The sequence below is a fragment of the Limosilactobacillus reuteri genome (genome assembly GCF_020785355.1).
GTDB lineage: Bacteria > Bacillota > Bacilli > Lactobacillales > Lactobacillaceae > Limosilactobacillus > Limosilactobacillus reuteri_I.
The window spans coordinates 1-21771 of the sequence record NZ_JAJGVH010000056.1; the positions used below are offsets into that span (position 1 = coordinate 1).

The following is a 21771-nucleotide window of genomic DNA, read 5'->3' on the forward strand; positions in this document are numbered from 1 at the left end:
CCGCAAGCAACAATAGGCCTCTAACGTTCGGTTTTGCCGGACGTTAGAGGCCATTGTTGTACTGCGTATTTGCTTTTTATGAAAGTAACTTAACTTATGTCACAATCCCCTTAGCCGTTTTAATTTACCCTCGTCAATAACTTATCTGCTACCAACTTCAACATCTTTCGGGTATGCTTATCTGCTAATTGATCAATTTCGGTTTGCGCTTTTTGTGTAAACTTAGTAGCAATTTCTTGCGCCTTTTTAACACCGCCATGAGTGACAACAATCTTTTGGACTTTTTCCATATCTTCAATCGTCATTTGGCGTTTTTTAGCAAGTAACGGTTCTAATTCATGCCGGTGATTTTGCAAGGTTAAAAGAAGGGGAAGGGAATAAACACCAGTTGCTAAATCCTCCAAAACAGGTTTGTTAAGGCGTTCATCCCCTGAATAATCAAGGATGTCATCCAATATCTGGAAGCTGATCCCGATATTTTGCCCAATTCGTTTGGCTAAGTTGATAGTCCGACGATCACTATGACCAAAATAGGCTCCTTCTTCAGCGGCAAGACTAAAGATGGCGGCTGTTTTGCCGTTTACATTGCGATAATAATCGAGTAATGATTGACTGAGATCAAAGCGATTATCCATCTGTCCCAGTTCTCCAGTAAGAATTTTGCGCATCGTCCGGGCGTTTCGTGTCAGGTAGGGGGACCCGGTCATCGTTTCTACGAGGAGGTCGAAAAAAATAGTGAAAAGGAAGTCCCCCGTATAGACGGCTGTATCTTTACCAAAAGCGGCTTGGACACTGACGGCTCCGCGACGCTTAGGTGAATCATCAATAATATCGTCATGGATCAAAGTGGCCATGTGTAAAACCTCCAGTGAAGAGGCAATTTTAATTAGTTTTTCTTGCTCAGTTGCAGTTTGATGATTGATATTTGCAAATAAAAGGAAGAATGCTGGACGAAGGTATTTACCACCATTTGAGGCCATCTGTTGCAGGGCATCGTGTAGTTGGGGATTTTTAATTGTAATCCGGTCATTAATTGTTTGATTTACTTTACCTAGAGCGTTATTAATCGCCGGATAGGTATGGAAAAAATGTTGTTTCATTAATCGATAATTCCTTTGTTATGGTGTACCATCTATATTGTACCGAACAACTAAGGAATTATGAAAGGAAAATTTACTAAATGTCGTTAAATGTTTTTTTGGAATTAGTAGAAATTAAGGCCAAAACTGCTAGTATCTTACCAATGCTCCTCGGGGTTTGCCTTAGTGTCTATTATTATCATTCACTAAACCTGCTAAATTCAGTTCTGTTTTTCATCGCAATGCTATTATTCAATATGGCGGTTGATATGATGGATAATTATAATGATTATAACCATGCCATTGATACCGTTGATTATAAGAAAAATACAAATATTATTGGGCGGGAAAATATTTCACCGCGTTTAGTTCTCGGTCTCTTGCTTGCCTTTAGTATCGTAGCCGGCTTAATCGGAATCTATCTAGTTACCCGGGTTGGCCTTCCGTTACTATGGATGGGAATCTTTTGTTTTGCGATCGGCATTCTTTACTCTTCTGGTCCATTTCCTTTGTCAGGGTTGCCAGTTGGTGAATTTGCCTCGGGATTTACAATGGGGTTTATGATTACCCTTATTTCTGTCTTTATTAATGTTGGCCCGCAATTTACATGGTCCTGGGCAAATATCGGGGTCGTCTTTCTCGTTGCTTTACCGGATGAATTGTGGATTTCCAACCTATTATTAGCAAATAATATTTGTGATGCGGGTGAAGATGAAGACAATCGCCGTCATACAGTTATTCACTTTATTGGGCAGAAAAATGGTCTATATGCGTTTGCTATTAAGAACGTTTTAGCATTTTTAGCTATTATTTTCGCCGCGGTTCTTCATTTCACGCCATGGACAGTCTTGTTAACCTTATTGATTATCCCATTTGTGGTTAAGCAAACACGGATGTTATTTGCTAAGCAAGTTAAGAAAGAGACATTCCCGTGTGCAGTTAAAATATTATTAATTGGCTCACTGGTTCAAGTCGTAACGTTTGCGATTGGGCTGATATAAAAGAAAGCAGAGAGGCTGAGAAAAAACTTTTTTCAACAGCCTCGTTTTTTATACGAATATTGTTACGATATCGTGGAAATCAACTACAAGGCTCGAGGCTAAGTCCGAACGATAATCAGCTCGTGCCGTGCTAATCACCGTTCTATCCTTAGCCCACCGCCTTGTCGAGGAAGTTAATTTCCATTCACTTTACTTTTCTAATATTAATCGAAAATTGCATATGCGCGAACGGGAAATCCTGGAGCCTTTTCAGGTTTTGCAACTGAAATATTAATTACAGCACCAGTTGTTGGTACCTGGTCCAAATTATCCAATAATTCAACCTGGTAGTGACCATGAGACAGGACATAGTACTCACCAACTAATCCATTTTGCTGTTTGGTTGCTGTATCTGTATCAAAAGTCTCATGCCCATTTGCCGTAGCATGGCGCGTCTCATAAATATACTTTAAGGCTTCTAGTGACCATCCAGGATAATGATTCTGACCATTTTTATCTTTATTTTCAAACTTTTCTTGTGATGGCCAGCGTTTTCCCCAATCAGTACGAAGAGCAACAAATGATCCTGCTGGAATTGGTCCATTTTGTTTTTCCCAATCTTTAATATCCGCAACTGTTAGGCTGGCATCTGGGTTGGCTGCTGCCTTTTGATGATAATCAATGATGACTAATGGTAAAACAAGATCTTTGAGTTCTAGATCCTCGACATAGCGATCATCATCCTTGTAAAAGTGAACTGGCGGATCAATGTGTGTACCATATTGTCCAGCAAATGTATATTCTTTAACGAAAAAGCCATCTGCATGAGTGAAAATTGTTTCAAATTTTGCGGGCTTGAATGATGGAAATCGCGGACTAGCTGGGCCAAAAGTATGGGTTAGGTCTACCCAGTGTTTTTGCTTAAGTTTAGCGATTAGTTCTTGTGTTGATGATAATTGTTGAGTCATATCTTTTTCCTCCTTAATTTAACCCCAAACTTCTTTAGCAATATCTTTAATTAGTGCAATCTTTGCCCACTGTTGTTTTTCAGTCAGGATATTCCCTTCTTCTGTTGAAGCGAAACCGCATTGTGGACTTAAACAAAGCTTATCGAGGGGGTGAAACTTAGCTGCTTCATGAATGCGATTAATTATTACTTCACGATCCTCAAGCTGGCCGGATTTAGATGTAACTAGTCCTAATACGACATACTTATCATTAGGTACTTTTTCAAGTGGCTCGAATCCGCCAGCTCGTTCAGTGTCATATTCTAAATAAAAAACAGTTACATTTTCCTTGGTAAAAAGTGGATCAGCAACTGGACCATAACCGCCAGTAGCAGCCCATGTTGAATGGTAATTGCCGCGACAATCATGAGTATTAATAGTTAAATCGTGAGGCTGGTCAGAAATAATAGCATTATTTAGTTCAACAGACGTCTCTTCTAATTTCTCAAGTTGTTGAATATTAAAACCAGCAGATTTGATATGTTCAGGATGTTGGGCAAAATCCGCATATGCTGACCAGGTGCAATCATCTAACTGTAATGTCCTACATCCAGCTGCATAAAGGTCGGCGATTACTTGGCGATAAGCAGTTACAAGGTCTGCCGCAAAAGCATCAAACGACGGATAATATTTATTGACACTAGCAATGTTTTCTGGGCGCAAAAATTCAAAGAAGGCTTGAGCAGGCGAAGGGATTGTTTGTTTAACCTGCGTGCCAGTACTAACATGGTCACGTGTAAATTTAAAGTGCTCAACAAAGGGATGATTATTTCCACTTACTTTACCGACTAACTTTGCCGTTTCCGCCCTTGTTGTTTCATCGTGAAACTCATATCCTGCATTAGAAGTTGACTGTTCAATTCCCTCCAATCCCCAAATAAAGTCGAGGTGCCACCAGCTACGACGGAATTCACCATCAGTAACGGCGTGTAAACCGGCTGCTTCTTCTTTCTTAATTAAGTCAATGATAGTTTTATCTTCAATTGCGGTTAATTCTGCTTTCGTAATTTGTCCCGCCTGATATTTAGCGCGAGCTTCCTTTAACTCTTTTGGGCGTAAGAAACTGCCAACAATATCAAAGCGAAATGGTGATGTGGTTCTCTTAGTAAATTCAGTCATAATAGTGACTCCTTTCGTGAAATAAAAAAAGCCCCTAGAACTAACTTGTTAGTTCTAGGGACGCGTAATGATTAGATATCGATAGCGTGTTACCACCCTATTTTAGCTTGACCTCACAGCCAAACTCTCTACAGGTACTCCAAGGGAATACCCAGGTGTTATAACGTACACCAATCCGTAAGCTGCTTACAAATAGCTCACAACTTTCATCGCTCCAAGACCATCTTCACTGACTTAGCCAACGCTGCTTCCCATCATCCGCAGTTCTCTGGAGAAGGCGACCATCAATTACTCATCTTTTCATTGCGGTTATTAAATTGCTTGTCAGTATATTATAATCATTTTTTAATGTTGTCAATATTGTTTTTTAATAATTTAAAAAGGAGCGAGATAATCATGAGTGACTTCTACCTCGCTCCCTTTCTATTTATCGCCAAAATGTAATGCAGCTGCACCAAAGTTCAATGGTTGATAATGGACTTCCTTAAACCCAACTGCCTTCATCATTCGCGCAAGTTGATGGGCGGAGACGAATTGTTGGCTGGTTTTCTTTAAATATTGATAATCGCGGTAATGTCCACCAGCTAATGAAGCCATCAAGGGGAAAGCTGTAAAGTAAGCTTTCCAGCCGACTTTAATAATTGGATTAGTCGGCTGCGACATTTCCAAACTGACGAATTGACCACCTGGCTTGAGCACCCGGTAAATCTCACTGAGCGCCTTATCTGCATCTGGAACATTTCGTAAGCCAAAGCCAATGGTGACGATATCAAAGCTATTATCATCAAACGGGAGCGCCATGGCATCCCCTTGGACTAAGAAAAGATTGCCGATCATCTTTGTCTTTTCGTTAGCAATTTCTAACATTTTTTTATTAAAATCAAGCCCAGTTACTCGTCCGCTAGGGATTCGCTTAGCCAGTGCAATTGCAAGGTCTCCAGTGCCGCAGCAAACATCTAAGGCATTATCAGTGGGCTTAATTTGGAGCTGGTTAAAAAGTTCGTGTCGCCATATTTTCTGCGTTCCTAGACTAATCACATTATTTAATAAGTCGTAGCGAGGGGCTACCCGGGAAAATAAGTTATTTACTTCGTGTTCATTTAATAATTTATTTGTTTGAACCATGATTTTCTCTTTTCTTTAAATTATTCTGTAAGCTGCTTCTTTGGTCTAACCAACATAACCAAGATAAAGTTAAGCAAGAGAGTCAAACCAGTAATGACAAAGACCATTTCATAACTAGAAATTCCCGAAATGAATGATCCAAGAATTGACCCTAACACCGCACCCGCAGCCTGGAAAGATTGATTGTAACTAAAGATTCGGCCAAATGCTTCGGTTGGGACGTCAAGGGTTAAGACCGTTTGGGTAGCAGGCATTAACGCCGCGTTTGCCAACCCAAGCAAGAAGCGCCAAAATGCCAAGGCCCATGGAGACTTAGTAATGGTCATGGGGATAAAGAGGATAAAGGCCGTGAGAATCCCAATCTGTAATACTTTTTCTGGTCCAATCCGATCCATCGTGTGACCAACCTTTGAAGCGGCAAGCAATGTTCCTAGTCCTGGAGTAGCAGCGACAATCCCGGCGACAAAGGCAATATTGCCATGACCGCCCATCAATTGCCGAACATACAAACTGATAATTGGGTCAATTGACATGGTAGAAGAAGTAACAATCATTGTGGTTAAGAACATGACGAAGATCAATGGTGGATTATCCAAATTATGAATTATCTCTTTCATTGGCTTCATCGCTTCTTTTTTAATTGGGGTGAAGTGTTCTACCGTCAATAACCACGTACTGAGAAAGACACAAAACATTAGTGCTCCGGTGATGAAAAATGGGATTCGGTACCCAAACAATCCTGATAGGAAACCACCAAGCAAAGGACCAACCAGGTTACCGGCCACCCCCGCAGTAGTCATCGCTGACATTACCCAGCCTGATTTATTATGCGGTGTTTCGCCAGCCATTAAAGCAGTAGCGTTATTAATGTAGCCTGAAAAGACTCCTTGAAGGAATCGCATGCCAATAATCATCCAGACACTTTGGGCAAATCCAATTGCACAGATTGTACAAGCCATTACTCCTGATGCACGCATACACATCAGTTTTCGTCCTTTGCGATCAGCCAGACTGCCCCAGAACGGTGAAACAATGGCTTGACTAATGAAGGTCACCCCAAATGCTAGTCCGGAGTAAATGTTGAGCTGAAAACGCGTAAAGTTTCCTAATTCTGCAATAAAAAGTGAGATAAACGGCATCGTCATCGAGTAGCCCATCCCGGTGATGAACGCGCCGAGCCAGAGGGTGTAAAAAGTTCGGTGCCAACCGTGAGGAAATTTTCCTCTTGCGACTTCCGAATCCATTTTGATTATCATCTCCTAAAATGATTTGTTCATAAAAGTATATTGTAACAAAATAATTTGTAATGTGGGAAATCCTTCTGAAAATACAAATTAATTTAGCATTCTTTTTCGAAAATTTGCTAATATATTAATGAAGGTAAGAAAGGGGAAATCATCTGTGAAAAAGAGGATCGCAGTCTTTTCAGATACGCACGGAAATCTAACAGCGTTGCAAGCAATGTATCGCGATAGCATAGCGCAACATGTTGATGAATATTGGTTTATTGGTGATTTACTGATGCCAGGCCCAAGTGTAAAACCAATTTGGGAGATTTTGCAAGAAATGAAGCCAACAGTAATTGTACGAGGAAACTGGGATGACCTAGTTGTTCGTGGTGCTCGCGGGATGATGGATATGGAGCGTCCTTCCCACATTTACTTTGCGCGGTTAGCTCAGTACGTTGCGGAACATGCCCCCAACGGAATGGTTGATAAAATTGCAAGTTGGCCGATGCACGTGACGAAACGCGTTGGCCCCCTTAACTTTGGTATCTCCCATAACCTGCCGTGGCTTAATATGGGCCAAGACCTTTTTCCTACGCAAGCTAGTGAGAATTTTGATAAGTTGTTTAACGTCGCTGGCGAACCAGTTGATGTAGCCATTTATGCTCATGTTCATCATGATCTTTTGCGGTATGGGAATGATGAACGCATGGTTTTAAATCCCGGAGCAATCGGCGAGCCATTCAACCACTGGCAACCTCTCCAGCGTGATTTGCGGGCCCATTATCTAATTTTGGAAGTAGACGATATTGGTTTAGCTGAAACTAGCTTCCGTCATATTGGATATAGTCGCAATCAGGAAAAACAAATTGCCGATAAGAGTGATTTGCCATACCGTGACCTTTACAAGAAGATGATGGTGACGGGGCGGGCTTATACCCATGATGATGAACTTTTAACTGAATATAATAATCAATATAATTATGCTGACGAATACCGTAAATACGCGAAAAAATTAAATGGTTAAGAAAAGTCAAAAAGTAATGCAAAATCCTTGTATTTTTTGTAAGTATCAGCGATAATATTAAAATGAAAAGAGTTCGCAGATGTTTTAATTTTAAATAGTAATTGTATAGTAGATAAAGTTTTTAATATAAAAGGAGAACTACTTAATGGCAAAAAAGTCAAAGATTGCTAAATTACATCACCAAGAAGCTTTAGTAAAAAAATACGCTGAAAAGCGCAAAGAATTAAAGGCGAAGGGCGACTACATCGGTTTATCCAAACTCCCTCGTAACTCTAGTGCGGTTCGTCTTCACAACCGTGATCGTTACGATGGCCGACCACATGCCTACATGCGTAAGTTTGGAATGTCACGGATTAAGTTCCGTGAACTAGCACACAAGGGCCAAATTCCTGGTGTTCGTAAGGCTAGTTGGTAAGTTAAATCTTATTTATAAGGAGTTGTCGAGAAATATTCTTCTCGACAGCTCCTTTTTTGAATAATGGACGAAAATTAAGACTAATAATAGCTTGATTACACTTTGCTCAAACCGGCGAGCGGGTAAATTTTTCGATAATCTTCTAAAAAAATTGACATTTTAGCTTCGTTCGCGATCAATAACTGCTATACTAAGAATAGTAGACGAGTAAAGTCGGGCGGTGGAAATCTAATGAACGAAAAAGTAGTTTTTGATCAACTAAGTAAAGATGTAGCTGATCAAGTACGTGTAAGGCAAACATATAAATACTTTAATGGGACTGATCGTTCTAAGGGTCTTTATGATGAAGCCATTAGAATGGGGGAGGATGTCCTTCAAGAGCATAAAGAGGGATATAATGAACCACAAGCAATGGTCGACCTTGTTGATCAAGCGATTTATAATTCGCGAAAAGCATTAAATGGTCAGCAAACGGATAAGCATTCGTTGAAGATGCAGTTATCACGAGCAGGTCAGTTCTTACGGAGCCAGGAGTTTACTGGTTTACCTATTAAGACACAACAATACTGGGAACGCGAGATTGCAGCAGCCCATAATATTGAAGTGGCTTCAAATACTGATCAAGCCTTAGCCAATAAGACAGCTATTAAGGTGGCAACAATGTTTGATACAATGGAACAGATGCGGCCACAATTAATGAAAGAAGCTGCTCAGCAACGGGCAGCACGGGCTAAAAAGGCAATGGCAGCCCGAAAAGAGGCTGAAAAAGAGCGGCAAAAGCGAGAGGCAATTCTCGCCAAGCAAAAAGCACTTGCTGAAAAGGCTGCCAAAGAAGATCGAAAAGCAGAAAAGAAACCGAAGAAAAAATCTGGTGGTCATCGCGGCTTCTGGTCATTTCTTGGCTTTCATAAAAAGAAAAAGTAATTATAATGAAGAGGTTGAGAAAAACATGATTTTTCTTTCAACCTCTATTTTATTTTTAAGGGAACAACAACATGAAAAATAACTATAAAAGTGTTTTTGACATTATTGGACCAGTAATGATTGGTCCTTCTAGTTCGCATACTGCAGGGGCGGTCAAGATTGGTCGAGTCGCAAATAAACTTTTTGGCACGGTTCCACCTAAAGTAACCGTTCACTATTATGGATCTTTTGCTCGGACGCATCGTGGTCATGGAACAGACTATGCAATTGCGGCGGGATTGCTAGGATTTGCGCCAGACGATTCACGAGTTCCATCGGCGCCAATGATTGCTCGCCAAGGAGGAATGGACCTTCGCTTTGTTGAAGAAGAGGGTGAAAGCCCGATTCACCATCCTAACACAGCCATCCTTCAAATGACTGGTGATAAGACGAGGGTAACGGTTGCTGGTTGTTCGATCGGTGGCGGGATAATTGAAATTAGGGCTATTAGCCTTGATGGTGTTGATATTTTACCAGCGGGTCCCTTACCAATTGTTATCTTTCGCGATTATAGTAAACAGATGGCCAATGCACTGGCGATCAATACTGATTTGGAAGAAAAAGCACCATTTACCCGGCGACAAGTATTACGGGCAGATGATTGTGATATTTATGTTTACGATATTAAAAAACCGATGCAGCCAGCGACGATTGCTTATTTTGAAAAGAAGTACCCGGCTGCAATTTGTCTTTAGGAGAAAGAGTGATGTATCAAAGTGTTAAAGATTTAGTGCGAACTGCAGAAATTCAGCAAAAAGCATTATCCGAACTAGTGATTGAGGCAGAATGTCATGAATCTGGTAGCAATCGAAAAGAAGTTTGGCAACGGATGCGATCAAACTTACTGACGATGCGAGCCGCAATTAAACAAGGTGAAAATGAGCTGGGAGTTCGGTCAAAAACTGGTCTAACTGGAGGCGAAGCGATTAAGCTGAAAAAATATCGCGCAAAAGGAAAGACCCTCTCTGGTGATGTCATGATGGCTGCCGTGGAAAATGCGATCGCAACTAACGAGGTTAACGCAGCAATGGGAGTCATCTGCGCAACCCCGACTGCTGGTTCATCCGGGACCCTTCCTGGCGCTCTTTTTATGTTAGAACAACGATTAGGTCTTAGTGAAGATCAGATGATTCGCTTCTTATTTACTGCTGGTGGGTTGGGCTTAATTATTGCCAATCATGCGGGAATTGCTGGCGCGACAGGCGGCTGCCAAGAAGAAGTTGGTTCAGCATCGGCAATGGCTGCCGCGGCGGCCGTTGAAGCAGCGGGTGGTAGTCCAGAACAAAGCAGTCAAGCATTGGCAATTGCTCTTAGTAACTTGTTAGGCTTGGTATGTGACCCGATTGCCGGTTTGGTAGAAATCCCTTGTGTTAAAAGAAATGCGATTGGAGCTGGAAACGCGTTAATTGCAGCTGATATGGCACTCGCTGGTTGTACGAGTATGATTCCGGCCGATGAATGTATTTCTGCCCTTGATAAGGTGGGCCGGTCAATGCCAGTTGATTTACGGGAGACAGGCCTTGGTGGACTAGCTGGAACCCCAACTGGACAGGCGATTAAGGCGAAAATCTTCGGCAAGGAAATTTAATCTTTTTTAGAATTATTCTAAAATCACTTGCAAATTAGCATAAAAAGGTTATACTAAGAGTTGTAGTTAAGAATGATTCTAATTTAAGGAGAGGATATACATGAACTTTGTAGGACATGAAATTGAAGATTTTAAGGTAAATGCTTATCATGACGGTGAAACAACCGAAGTATCCAAGAAGGATGTTTTAGGTAAGTGGAGTATTTTCTTCTTCTACCCAGCTGACTTCTCATTTGTTTGTCCAACTGAATTGGAAGCTTTGCAAGATAAGTACGAAGACTTTAAGAAAGCAAACGCTGAGATTTACTCTGTTTCTGAGGATACCGAATTTGTCCACAAGGCATGGGCTCAGGCTTCTGACAAGATTGGCAAGATCAAATATCCAATGCTTGCTGACCCAGCTGGTAAGTTAGCCCGGATGTTCGATGTTCTTGACGAAGACGCTGGTCAAGCATACCGGGGAGTCTTCATTGTTGATCCTGATGGTATTATCCAATCCTACACAATTAACAACATGGGAATTGGTCGGAGTGCTGATGAGATCTTACGGACACTCCAAGCTGCCCAATTTGTTCGTGAACATGGTGACCGGGTCTGCCCAGCAAACTGGAAGCCAGGCCAAGATTCAATTAAGCCAAGTCTTGATCTAGTTGGTAAGCTTTAATTTGGTGAGCTAAATGGCAGAACAACATTTATATGATTTAATCATCGTTGGTGCTGGGCCAGCGGGATTATCTGCTGGCTTATATGCTGGACGTGCAACCCTGGATACGTTGATTTTAGAAGGGGATACTGTCGGTGGTCAGGTAACAACGACTTCAGTAGTCTACAATTATCCAGCTGTTGAAAAAGTCGACGGTACCCAATTGATGAACCAGATGCAAAGTCAGGTAGCTAGCTTTGGGGTTGAAATTCAACATGATGCGGTTGAGAAATTTGATCTTACTGGTGAAGTTAAGACATTGATTGGCAAGAGTGGTCAAAAATATACTGCCCGAAGCGTAATTATTGCGACTGGTGCTAATCCTAAAAAAGTTGGTTTTCCCGGTGAAAATGAATTTCGTGGACGGGGAATTGCTTATTGCTCAACTTGTGATGGCGAACTTTTTACCGGCCTTCAAGTCTTTGTCGTTGGTGGGGGATATGCGGCCGCCGAAGAAGCTGACTATTTGAGCCGCTTTGCCAAGCATGTTACTGTTTTAGTTCGTGGCGATCATTTTGCATGTCCTGTATTGACGGCTAAGCGTGCCTTGGACAATCCTAAAGTCAGTGTGGAATACAATACTGAGGTAAAGGAAGTTAGTGGGGATGATTACCTTACTACTGCTACCTTGGTTAATAATAAGACTGGCGAAGAGACGGTTTACCATGTCGATGATGGTGACCAGACATTTGGGATGTTCATTTATATTGGTACGCAACCAGCAACGAAAGCATTAGCTAATATCCTTGATTTGGATGATCGGGGCTATATCATGACGGATGAAAATGGTAAGACAAACATCGATGGCGTTTACGCTGCTGGGGATGTTATCCATAAAAATCTTCGCCAGATCGTAACAGCTGCATCTGATGGGGCGGTTGCTTCTACTGCTGCAGAACGATACATTATTTTGCAAAAGGAAAAGCAAGGTATCCCGATTCATGCAGAAACTAACAAAAAGCCTGCTAAGACCGTGGGACAGACGAGCGAACTTAGTCAACAAGAAAACACCACGCCGCATGAAGGAAACTGGCTGCCAGCTGAGATTGACCAACAGTTACAACCAATCTTTGCCCGTTTGACTAAGGATATTAAACTCCAAGTGTTAACCAATGGGACAGAGCTTAGCAATCAGTTAGTTAGCTTTGTTGAAGAATTTGCTTCCCTTGATAAGCACCTGCAGATGGAGACTAAACCGGCGCCAGCGGACGTAAAGTACTTACCACAATTGCGCTTGCTTGATGCGGATGGTAATGATACCGGCTTACATTATGCGGGGATTCCAACTGGTCACGAATTAAACTCCTTGGTTCTAGGTGTCTACAACGTTGCTGGTCCTGGACAAACAATTGCACCAGAAATGGTAGAACGAATTAAGAAACTTGCGCCGACTAAGATTCGGATTGGCGTTTCCTTAACTTGTCATTTCTGTCCTGATGTTGTTGCGGCTTGTCAACGGATGGCTTCTCTGAATGCGGGAATTACTGCCACGATGATTGATCTGCAACACTTCCCAGAATTACGGAAAGAAAAGAAGATCATGAGTGTTCCAGCGACGATGATTAATGATGACCCAGTTATTTTTGGAAGTCAATCATTGGAAGAACTAGTTACGGCAGTTGAAAAACATCATCAAAATTAAGATAAACGAGGATTTGAAGAAGTAAAACTCTTGGATCCTCGTTTTTCATTTGCATAGAGAAGAGGACCTTCATATCAATTGATAAATACAAGCCAGCCAATGATTACTGGTAAATACTTAAACTTTTTATTAATGACAATCGAAATCAAAATTTAACATTTCTGAAACAATGGGATAGAAAACTTCATTTATCAGCATTAAGAGACAGCAAAATTCGCGAAAAGGCCTAAAAACGGCAAAAAACATCAACTTATGTATTGAAATTTATCTAAATCCTGTTATTCTATAAGTGTGGATAAGTTATAAAATTTATCACATGGTAATTATTATAACAATGCGGAGAGCAAGGGTTTATTGCAATGACTTAACGCTTATGCAATGCTTGCTTAATTACTTACAGTAATACTCGATGCATTGTCTAAAAAAACTGTCTTACAATAGTGGTGTTGTAAGGCAGTTTTTTTGTGTGCTAATTTTAAATCATTTATCAGCTTGTAATTATAATTGGATTGTTTTATTATGTTTGTAAATTGATGCTTAAGCCACATCTATAAACCATCGATCAATAGAAATTGCTTGTAAAATTTTTACTATATTTTTCCCTATTGATTAATAGTTAACCTTTTTTATTAAAGAGTTGATCAGTAAAAATTTACTGGTTGATTTTAGGAGGAGTTTATATTGACTGCAAAGAATAATCAGGTTGAACGGTTGACAAAGAATATGCCGATAACGCAGCGCTTTGCCTTACGAAAGCTTAGTGTTGGGGTAGTATCGGTTTTATTGGGAACAAGTATTGCTCTTGGCCTTAATGGTGAGACCGCCCAAGCTGATACAAGTGCTAATCGAATAACGCCCCAGCCGGCTGCTGCTCAAACAACACTACCAGCTGTTGTTTCCACAAATAAGAGCCAATCAAATATCAATACAATGACATCAACTAGTAAGGAGCTAACACCAACGACACCGGTTGATGAAACAGCTTATACGGTAACAAATGTTAAAGCAGCGTCTGAACAGGGAAACGGGACTGATCACACTGGCCGGACTAATCTGGCCTTTGATCTTGACCTTGACATTGCTAACCATGAGATTAAAACGGGAAATTACATTAATGTTTCTATGGGAATTCCATATCAGCTGACGACTAATGATCAGCAGCACATCTTGTCCTATGGGGGTGGGGCAAGTCAAACAATGCCAATTAACATTAACTATCAAGCTACTAGTGGGGAAAGCTATTCAACGGTAATTGGTTACATGCGGCCGGTTGCTGCTAATAATCGGTCATATGCCATTAGCAGCCCGAACTCACAAGTTGTTAAGGATCTGCAAGATGTAACCTGGGAAGCATCACAAAATAATAATACCCTTGATAGCAACGGTAATGGCGGGTCCAACGATTCCTATCAGATCGTCTTCAATGATGAGTTAGAAAATATTAAGACTAAGTACGGTAAGAATAACCTTTCTTTGGCACGCTTGCATTTTAACTTGACGTGGCACAATATTACTGGTTTTAACCTGGATGAGGCACCGTTAGATACTCGCTATTTCCATCTTTATTCCAGTACAGCAACGGCACCAACAATGCTCGTTCCACAAAACGACATTCAAATTGGCAATCGCCGGTTTACTAGTGGTTTTAAGATTCCAGTTGAGGCTCAGGTAAAGCCTGCTGATAATTTTAATCAAACTATTATCCCACAAAGCAGCAGTGAGTATGCTGTTCATACTTGGTACTATAATCAACAAACCAAGACATGGAGTATCGGTGATGAAGCTGTTCGTTATCCTGATCATGAAGAAACAGTTGCCCTTGCTGCTCAGAGTGAAAGCGGGGTTAAATTAGGAAAGCATTTTACGATTACCGTTACTAAACCTGCTGACAATGATCAGGTTGATTACCAGTTTATTAGTGCCACAGGGGTCAAAAATGCACTTGAAAAGAGTATCGTTTCCCACTATAAAGACTATGATCTGGACCCCGTTATTGATGCCTCTAATACCTATGTTACTCGCAAAATGATCTCCACAACGGCTCCAGCGATTACGGTTAAAAGTACAGATTCGAGCGATGGATTGACGAGAACCTACGATGTAACAGTTGCAAGTGATTATATAGGTTTTAGGAAAGATACTGGCATTGGCCTAATTAACTGGCGACCTAAAAATTTAAGCGGAGTATTACCGCCAGCTAACATTAAGGATCCCAATGCAGATCAAATCTTTATCAAGGGTTACTATCAAGGGGTGGCCTTAAAAGATACCGCTTTACAAAATTACCTTGAGCAGCATCCATGGAAGTTGACTGTTACTAACGAGCAGGGACAAGAACTAGTCAATCAAGAAGCGGGCTACTACCTCCAACCATATGTTTATCGGAATGATACTACTAGTAACAGTGGGATTTTAACTGGAAAAGTAAATAATGTTGAAAACCGGCAAGTTAAAGAAACGATCCACTATCTCTACAAAGACACTGGCAAGGAAGCAGTGCCAACTTATACAACTAAGTTAGGCTTTGCCCGGATTAATGATGATGGTCAATGGCTTGCCTGGACACCTGCTAATGATACATTTGCAGCCGTGGATGTTCCGGTAATTGCTGGTTACCACGCGGTCGATGAAGGTGGCAATCCGGTTAAAGCAATTGCTGCAATAACCGTTAAATATGATTCACCAGATGTTGATATCACTGTTTATTATGTGGCCGACCCACAAGTACTTACCTATACTGTCATTGATAAAGATACTCAAAAAGTCTTAGAAAATCGGGTTCCATTAGCGAACGGTTTAAGTGATGAACCATTGCCAACTGATACTGCTGCTAAGTATCAACAGGTAATTCAAGGGTATCAAGATAAGGGCTATTACCTAGTTTCTGCCGATAAGTTACCCGCTGCTTTTGATGACAACCCGAGTGTTAACCAAAACGTAACAATCTATGTTGCTAAACGAAATCTACTGCATAGCGAAGAACGGATCATTACGCGAACAATTACGTACTATGACAAAGATACCGGAAAACAGCTTGATATTTCGCCAGTTAAGCAAGCGGTTAAGTTCACCCGGCAAGCGGTAATTAGTGGTCAGGATGGTTCCCTTCTTGGCTACAACCTTGATGGTAAACAGGATAGTCATGGCAACTATCTTATTGAAGAGACTAATGGTGACAAGGCCTGGACCCCTGTTGCTGGTAAATGGGCAGCTTCGACCAATCCGATTTTGACAGAAAAAGGTTATGAACTCGCTGAAGACGCAAATGGTCAAGCTTACCCACTTGTTACAGAAGGCCACCCAACTGCTTTGTCTGGGGATGAAGAAGTAAAAGTCTTTTATCCAGAAAAAGTAATTGTCACTAACGAAGAATTGCCAGTCAAGCGGACAGTTAACTATGTTTATGCGAATGGGCCACGAAAAGGTGAAGTCGCTGCTCCAAGTGTTCATCAACAAGTTACGTTTACCCGCCCTAAGAAGGTTAATCAAGTAACTGGTGAAACAAAAGTAGGTGAATGGACTACTAAGTACGATCAATTTGCTGCTGTTAATTCACCGGCAATCGACTACTACACACCGAGTCAAGTAACGGTCGCAGTCATGCAAGCTAAACCGGACGATCCCGATATTACGGTCACGGTAGAATATAAGACCGCTCCTAATGCAGTTACTTATACGATTATTGATGATACCGATGATAAGACACTAGTTGATCACCAATCCTTAACAAGTGGCTTTGCAGATGAAGCGTTACCGGCAAGTGCAACCGCTGCTTATCAGGGAGCGATTGATCATTATCGGCAGTTGGGCTACACGATTGTGAGTGAGGATAAGCTGCCAAGCAAATTTACCCATATTGACCAAAATGTAGTTGTTCATATCTTAATGAAGAATAGCTTACAGGTGGAACATCAAACAACCACGCGGACGATTACCTACTATGACCGCGCCACGGATAAACAGATAATGATTGAGGGCATTACTGAACCAGTCATCCAACAGGCTACCTTTGCCCGGCAAGCAATTGTGGCCGGCCCTCACCACCAAATTATTGGTTATACGCTGAACCAACAACGTGATCAGAATGGCAATTACCTGGTTGAAGTTCCACTTGCTAATGCTGATCAAGCATGGAAGTTAGAAAGAGGCGGTTGGCCAGCATCGCCAAATCCAGACCTGCAAAAGTATGGATATGATGCTCCGGAAGATGCAAAAGGCAATCCGTATCCAGTTGTGGCAGATGGGCACCCAACTGCATTAGTGCCAAGTGAAAGTGTCAAAGTATATTATCAACCGCGGATGACATCAAAAGAAGAACAGGTGCAATCATTACGGACCATTCATTATGTATATGCGAATGGGCCACGAAAAGGTGAAACCGCTGCTCCCGATGTTCAACAAGTAGTAACTTTTGCTCGTTTATTAACGACAAATGAGGTTACGAAGGAAGTTAACCAGGGCGAGTGGCAAGTCTTACAGTCTGAAACAATTAAGGGTGGTCAATCAGTAATTGAAAGTGATCCAACGAGTTTTGCGGCGGTAGCTTCACCATCAATTAAGGGTTATATTCCGGATCAAACAGTAGTTGCTAGTGCGCTTGCTAGTCAGGGCGAACAGCCGATTGAAGTGACGGTAAATTATACAACTGAACCTCATGAAATTACTTATTCCGTAATTGATGATACAACAGGGCTAACCCTTATTAACCATGCGCGATTAGGATCAGGCTATGCTGACGAACAATTACCACTGGCAATGCGTGAAGACTATCAAAATGTCAGTGCCCATTATGAGCAGCTTGGCTATAAACTGGTTAGTCAGGAAACCTTACCAGCTACATTTGCTGACCATGACTTAAATGTAATTATTCACTTAACTCATGGAACAGAAAAGGTCACTGACCAACGAATAATTAATGAAGATATTCGCTATGAGTTTGTTGAGGGCGGAATCGCAGCTCCTTCATACCAAGCAGCCCCGATTGTCTTTACCCGTGATGGATTAACAGATCAGGTAACGGGTAAAACTAGTTGGGAGTCATGGGAACCATTAAGCGATCACTTTACACCGGTTGTTTCACCACTAGTTGCTGGCTATACCCCTTCAAATCAGCAAATTGATGAACAATATGTGACGGCAGATAGTCAAGACCTTCATTTTATTGTTCTATATTCTAAAGATCCGGTTAAACCGCATCCAACACCTGATGAACCAGATGTGCCAGTAACGCCAATTGTGCCGGTAACACCGGTTAATCCAGAAAAACCAGCTTCATCGTCAAGTGCCGGAAGTACGTCTGCACAGCCGGATGAACCATCGCAGTCCGACACACCAAATTCTTCTGGAAGTGCATCAACGCAACCAAGCGAGACGCCTAAATCGGATGAACCAACATCATCGGCGGTTCCAAATTCGGAAAAACCGACTACACCGACAAGTACGGCAACAGGAGTAAATTTAACTCCAGATAAGGCAGTAAGTGCTGCTGGCGAATCCCCAGTGAATGAAATGCCTGTCTCCGAGCCTGTAACCGTCCATGCAGTAAAGGGGGATGTTACACCAACCATTGGCAAAAACACTTCCTCAACTGTATCCCAAAAGTTACCGCAAACAGGTAATCAACACCAAAGTATTTGGCGAGTAATCCTTGGTACATTCCTTGGATTATTTGGGATTAGTTTAGGTAAGAGAAGAAAAAAGAATAGCTAGGTTTAAAGTTACAAAAGACCTTATGATTTTTGAGCTAGTAATAACTCATAAGAAAATCATAAGGTCTTTTTAAAATAATTTAACTTTTGCTCATCAATTAACAATATTTTTTCAATAAAATTATTTGTGTCATGATGAAAATGCTTTCAAAATTGATATTGTGGAGAAAGGTCATAATGTTTATGTGATGAAGATATGACTTAATTTTGATGAAACCAGGTGTAAGAATGTTGATGGGAAGCTTTACTATCAATTACCTAAATAACAATAGAATAATGAAATTGGAGAGGTGGACAATCTATGGTCAAACATAAGCAAGCTCAAGAAACAAAAAGTAAAGTTAAACTATATAAAACTAAACGCGGTTGGTTTAGCGCTTTAACTCGTTTCTTTGGTTTACTTTCTTTTATGTCGAAGAAAGAAGTACAGCCCATTGATCTTAATGATTTAGATGCATTAAAAGATGCGGATACATCCGATAACTACAAAAAAGGAATCGCGACAGTAGCGACTTTATTTGGAATGGGAGCAATTGGTGCTGTTTCACCAACAGAAGTCCACGCAGCGACAACAACGGTTGACTATAGTTCTCAAGTGATTGGCTCGGGATCGACTTCTGTAAGTACTTCTACAAGTCAATCAATGACATCTACTAGTGGGTCAACTGCTAGTCAATCTACAAGTACGTCAACGGTTAGCCAGTCGATGCAAAGTAATTCACTATCAGTAAATAGCGTTTCTGGAAGCACAACTTCAACCACTATCTTTGAAGGTACAACCACTAGCTCAATGGTGAGCGAAAACTCGTCTAATAGTATTTCTGGCAGCCAAGCAATAGAAAACAGTAATGCCGCTTCAATTGACCAATCTGGGAGTCATTCAAATTCGACAACGGCAGATTCAATAACGGGTTCAACATCACTTGATAATGAAAAAACTTCAATAGAAGAGAGTGCGAGTACGAGTTATTTAGAAGAAAATGGGATGGCAACCATCTTGCCAGTAACTGGAAATAATGATGGGGAAACTTCCGTGGCTAATCGAACAGTTACGGAAGATAATATAGTACAACTTGCAGAAAGCATTAAAGAAGTATCTAATGAAGAAGAATTAAAGGCAGCCTTGCAGGATGCTTCAATTACGACTATTAAGCTAAAAAACAATATTACCCTTAACAACGCGATTACCATTAATAATGAGAATCGAAATATTACTATTATTGGGGATGGACACTATATTAATGCTCTTAATAGTGATGGCGGGATTATTCTAAATAATAACTCCGGTAGTGCCAAGATTGACTTAACAATTGAAAATGCTACTCTTTACAACACTAGTAAGTACGGTTTTGTTAATATGAGTAGCAATGGAGCGGACACGGTGACATATAAAGATGTAACGGCTTACGGTGGGACATTGGTGTGGAGTAAACCTGTTGCTGGTGTTAAAACGTTGAACTTAGTGGGAAACACAACGTTAAACAGTGTTATATCTTATGAAGTTGATGGCCAGTCGCATAATACGGAAATGTTCAGTCAGATCACTCAAGTAAGCGATAAGGAGACTGCATATAAGTCCACAGCCTTATATGTTTCGAATGCTATTAATATTGCGGATGATGCTAATGTAGTATTAAAGAATAGCGCAACGGATATTGATATGTGGCTTCTTACCAATACTAATGTTAGTGTATTGTCGTCATCAAATGAAAGTACTGTTACAGTTGGTAGTAACGCCAGTTTAACGATGGAAAATATTGGTAACACAGAGTACAACATTAAATTAGATGGTGCTTGGTATAACAACTTTATAGTTAATGAAAATGCGGCTGTTAAAATGTCAGCTAAGGTTGATAATGTACGAATCATACCGCAACTTGAAAATATCCTTGCACGAGAAAATATTGATCTTGCTAAGGGCTCAAATGTCCACTTAGAAGTTGTCACAGGGTCTAATTTCCGCATGGCCGGAACATTTGCTAATAAAATTAATTTCAATGGTACTGCTACATTGATCAAGCATGAAGGTACCAATGATACTTCAATGTATGGCGAGCACTCGCAAGCAAATATTGAATTTAATTGGCTTGGAATAGGTGGAAATGCAGTTAACTTTAATCCAGGATCTGATGTTACTTTAGTAGCTGGTAAAGGAGCATCTAATATTGGAGCATTTAGTTCTGTCAACGCAACCGCAACCGTAAATATTAACGATCCGCTCCGAGTAGCTTTTAATACGGATAAGTTAGGAACAGATCAAAATGGAGTTACATATCTTGGTGATCCAAGAATTGTTGTTAATGTTAAAGATGCCACGATTAAAGTTGACGATAACGATTTTTCAGAACTTATCAGTAGTAATAAAACTAATATTACTGGAAGTTCGGTAGCTGTCGGTTCAGTTTCCTTGAATTCTAATAGTACAAGTTATGCTAATGAGTCTGAATCGCTCAGCGCCTCACTTAGTTTTAGTATCGCAACCTCAATGGCTACAAGTCAGTTAGCTGCTGTTAATAATGGTAGTCAAGTAATTTATGGTGGAAGTACTTCAATATACAATTCACAATCTATGTCAGCTTCCTTAAGTCTAAGTACGTCAGCATCGCTCAGTGAGAGCTTATCAACATCCTTGAGTGAAAGTTTGAGTACGTCAGTATCACTCAGCGAAAGCATAAGTACATCAATATCGTTAAGCGAAAGTTTATCGACATCCTTGAGTGAAAGTTTGAGTACGTCAGTATCACTCAGCGAAAGCATAAGTGCATCAACATCGCTCAGTGAGAGCTTATCGACATCCTTGAGCGAAAGCTTAAGCAACTCAGTAAGCATGAGTGAAAGTTTGAGCAACTCGGTATCGATGAGCGAAAGCTTAAGTAACTCGGTATCAATGAGTGAAAGTTTAAGTAACTCGGTATCGATGAGCGAAAGCATGAGTAACTCGGTATCAATGAGCGAGAGCTTAAGTAATTCCGTCTCGATGAGTGAAAGTTTGAGTAACTCAGTAAGCATGAGCGAAAGCATAAGCAACTCAGTAAGCATGAGCGAAAGCATAAGCAACTCAGTAAGCATGAGTGAAAGTTTGAGCAACTCGGTATCGATGAGCGAAAGCATGAGTAACTCGGTATCAATGAGCGAAAGTCTCAGCAACTCGGTATCGATGAGCGAAAGCTTAAGCAACTCGGTATCAAT

General features: G+C 40.9%; 15 protein-coding genes. 10 read left to right on the top strand and 5 right to left on the bottom strand.

Going from position 1 to position 21771, the window contains the following annotated elements:
* Positions 1-119: 119 nt before the first annotated feature.
* On the bottom strand, positions 120-1100 hold the full coding sequence (locus tag LMB56_RS01975) for a polyprenyl synthetase family protein (RefSeq protein ID WP_229283996.1): 981 nt from the start codon (positions 1098-1100) through the stop codon (positions 120-122).
* Positions 1101-1180: 80 nt separating this feature from the next.
* On the opposite strand from LMB56_RS01975, the gene LMB56_RS01980 reads away from it, so the two are divergent.
* On the top strand, positions 1181-2080 hold the full coding sequence (locus tag LMB56_RS01980; RefSeq protein ID WP_035153225.1) for a prenyltransferase: 900 nt from the start codon (positions 1181-1183) through the stop codon (positions 2078-2080).
* Between the two features lie 203 nt (positions 2081-2283).
* Here the strand turns inward: LMB56_RS01980 and LMB56_RS01985 are convergent, their stop codons facing one another.
* From LMB56_RS01985 to LMB56_RS02000, 4 genes are all read right to left on the bottom strand, one after another.
* A complete protein-coding gene (locus LMB56_RS01985) occupies positions 2284-3027 on the bottom strand; it encodes a cyclase family protein (protein WP_153703369.1) in 744 nt (247 codons plus the stop codon).
* A gap of 18 nt (positions 3028-3045) precedes the next feature.
* On the bottom strand, positions 3046-4185 hold the full coding sequence (locus LMB56_RS01990; RefSeq protein WP_229283997.1) for a 5-methyltetrahydropteroyltriglutamate--homocysteine S-methyltransferase: 1140 nt from the start codon (positions 4183-4185) through the stop codon (positions 3046-3048).
* A gap of 423 nt (positions 4186-4608) precedes the next feature.
* Positions 4609-5310, bottom strand: coding sequence for a bifunctional demethylmenaquinone methyltransferase/2-methoxy-6-polyprenyl-1,4-benzoquinol methylase UbiE (gene ubiE, locus LMB56_RS01995; protein ID WP_229283998.1), 702 nt, complete (start codon positions 5308-5310; stop codon positions 4609-4611).
* 20 nt (positions 5311-5330) lie between these two features.
* Positions 5331-6566, bottom strand: coding sequence for an MFS transporter (locus LMB56_RS02000; RefSeq protein ID WP_080549747.1), 1236 nt, complete (start codon positions 6564-6566; stop codon positions 5331-5333).
* Positions 6567-6684: 118 nt separating this feature from the next.
* On the opposite strand from LMB56_RS02000, the gene LMB56_RS02005 reads away from it, so the two are divergent.
* The 9 genes from LMB56_RS02005 to LMB56_RS02045 form a co-directional block, all read left to right on the top strand.
* Positions 6685-7563 carry a metallophosphoesterase family protein gene (locus LMB56_RS02005; protein ID WP_229283999.1) on the top strand — a complete coding sequence of 293 codons (879 nt, stop codon included), beginning with the start codon at positions 6685-6687 and terminating at the stop codon, positions 7561-7563.
* A gap of 145 nt (positions 7564-7708) precedes the next feature.
* Positions 7709-7978 carry a 30S ribosomal protein S14 gene (gene rpsN, locus LMB56_RS02010; RefSeq protein ID WP_003667006.1) on the top strand — a complete coding sequence of 90 codons (270 nt, stop codon included), beginning with the start codon at positions 7709-7711 and terminating at the stop codon, positions 7976-7978.
* Between the two features lie 231 nt (positions 7979-8209).
* Entirely contained in the window at positions 8210-8902 is a 693-nt protein-coding gene (locus LMB56_RS02015) for a hypothetical protein (RefSeq protein ID WP_153703372.1), read from the top strand.
* Positions 8903-8973: 71 nt separating this feature from the next.
* A complete protein-coding gene (locus LMB56_RS02020) occupies positions 8974-9636 on the top strand; it encodes a serine dehydratase beta chain (RefSeq protein ID WP_085719963.1) in 663 nt (220 codons plus the stop codon).
* A gap of 11 nt (positions 9637-9647) precedes the next feature.
* Entirely contained in the window at positions 9648-10529 is an 882-nt protein-coding gene (gene sdaAA / locus LMB56_RS02025; protein WP_003665709.1) for an L-serine ammonia-lyase, iron-sulfur-dependent, subunit alpha, read from the top strand.
* 100 nt (positions 10530-10629) lie between these two features.
* Positions 10630-11193 (top strand): alkyl hydroperoxide reductase subunit C, encoded by a 564-nt coding sequence (gene ahpC, locus LMB56_RS02030; protein ID WP_035153248.1) that lies wholly within the window; start codon positions 10630-10632, stop codon positions 11191-11193.
* Between the two features lie 13 nt (positions 11194-11206).
* Entirely contained in the window at positions 11207-12874 is a 1668-nt protein-coding gene (locus tag LMB56_RS02035) for an FAD-dependent oxidoreductase (RefSeq protein WP_229284000.1), read from the top strand.
* Between the two features lie 681 nt (positions 12875-13555).
* Positions 13556-18583 (top strand): mucin-binding protein, encoded by a 5028-nt coding sequence (locus LMB56_RS02040; protein ID WP_229284001.1) that lies wholly within the window; start codon positions 13556-13558, stop codon positions 18581-18583.
* A gap of 300 nt (positions 18584-18883) precedes the next feature.
* On the top strand, positions 18884-21771 hold a 2888-nt coding region (locus tag LMB56_RS02045), incomplete at its 3' end, for a serine-rich glycoprotein adhesin (protein ID WP_229287858.1).

Excerpts from the sequence above, each read along its gene's own strand:
- LMB56_RS01975 (WP_229283996.1), bottom strand. The coding sequence starts at position 1,100 with ATGAAACAACATTTTTTCCATACCTATCCGGCGATTAATAACGCTCTA.
- LMB56_RS02000 (WP_080549747.1), bottom strand. The coding sequence starts at position 6,566 with ATGATAATCAAAATGGATTCGGAAGTCGCAAGAGGAAAATTTCCTCAC.
- LMB56_RS01985 (WP_153703369.1), bottom strand. The coding sequence starts at position 3,027 with ATGACTCAACAATTATCATCAACACAAGAACTAATCGCTAAACTTAAG.
- LMB56_RS02015 (WP_153703372.1), top strand. The coding sequence starts at position 8,210 with ATGAACGAAAAAGTAGTTTTTGATCAACTAAGTAAAGATGTAGCTGAT.
- sdaAA (WP_003665709.1), top strand. The coding sequence starts at position 9,648 with ATGTATCAAAGTGTTAAAGATTTAGTGCGAACTGCAGAAATTCAGCAA.
- rpsN (WP_003667006.1), top strand. The coding sequence starts at position 7,709 with ATGGCAAAAAAGTCAAAGATTGCTAAATTACATCACCAAGAAGCTTTA.
- LMB56_RS02005 (WP_229283999.1), top strand. The coding sequence starts at position 6,685 with ATGAAGGTAAGAAAGGGGAAATCATCTGTGAAAAAGAGGATCGCAGTC.
- ubiE (WP_229283998.1), bottom strand. The coding sequence starts at position 5,310 with ATGGTTCAAACAAATAAATTATTAAATGAACACGAAGTAAATAACTTA.
- LMB56_RS01990 (WP_229283997.1), bottom strand. The coding sequence starts at position 4,185 with ATGACTGAATTTACTAAGAGAACCACATCACCATTTCGCTTTGATATT.
- LMB56_RS02035 (WP_229284000.1), top strand. The coding sequence starts at position 11,207 with ATGGCAGAACAACATTTATATGATTTAATCATCGTTGGTGCTGGGCCA.
- LMB56_RS02020 (WP_085719963.1), top strand. The coding sequence starts at position 8,974 with ATGAAAAATAACTATAAAAGTGTTTTTGACATTATTGGACCAGTAATG.
- ahpC (WP_035153248.1), top strand. The coding sequence starts at position 10,630 with ATGAACTTTGTAGGACATGAAATTGAAGATTTTAAGGTAAATGCTTAT.
- LMB56_RS01980 (WP_035153225.1), top strand. The coding sequence starts at position 1,181 with ATGTCGTTAAATGTTTTTTTGGAATTAGTAGAAATTAAGGCCAAAACT.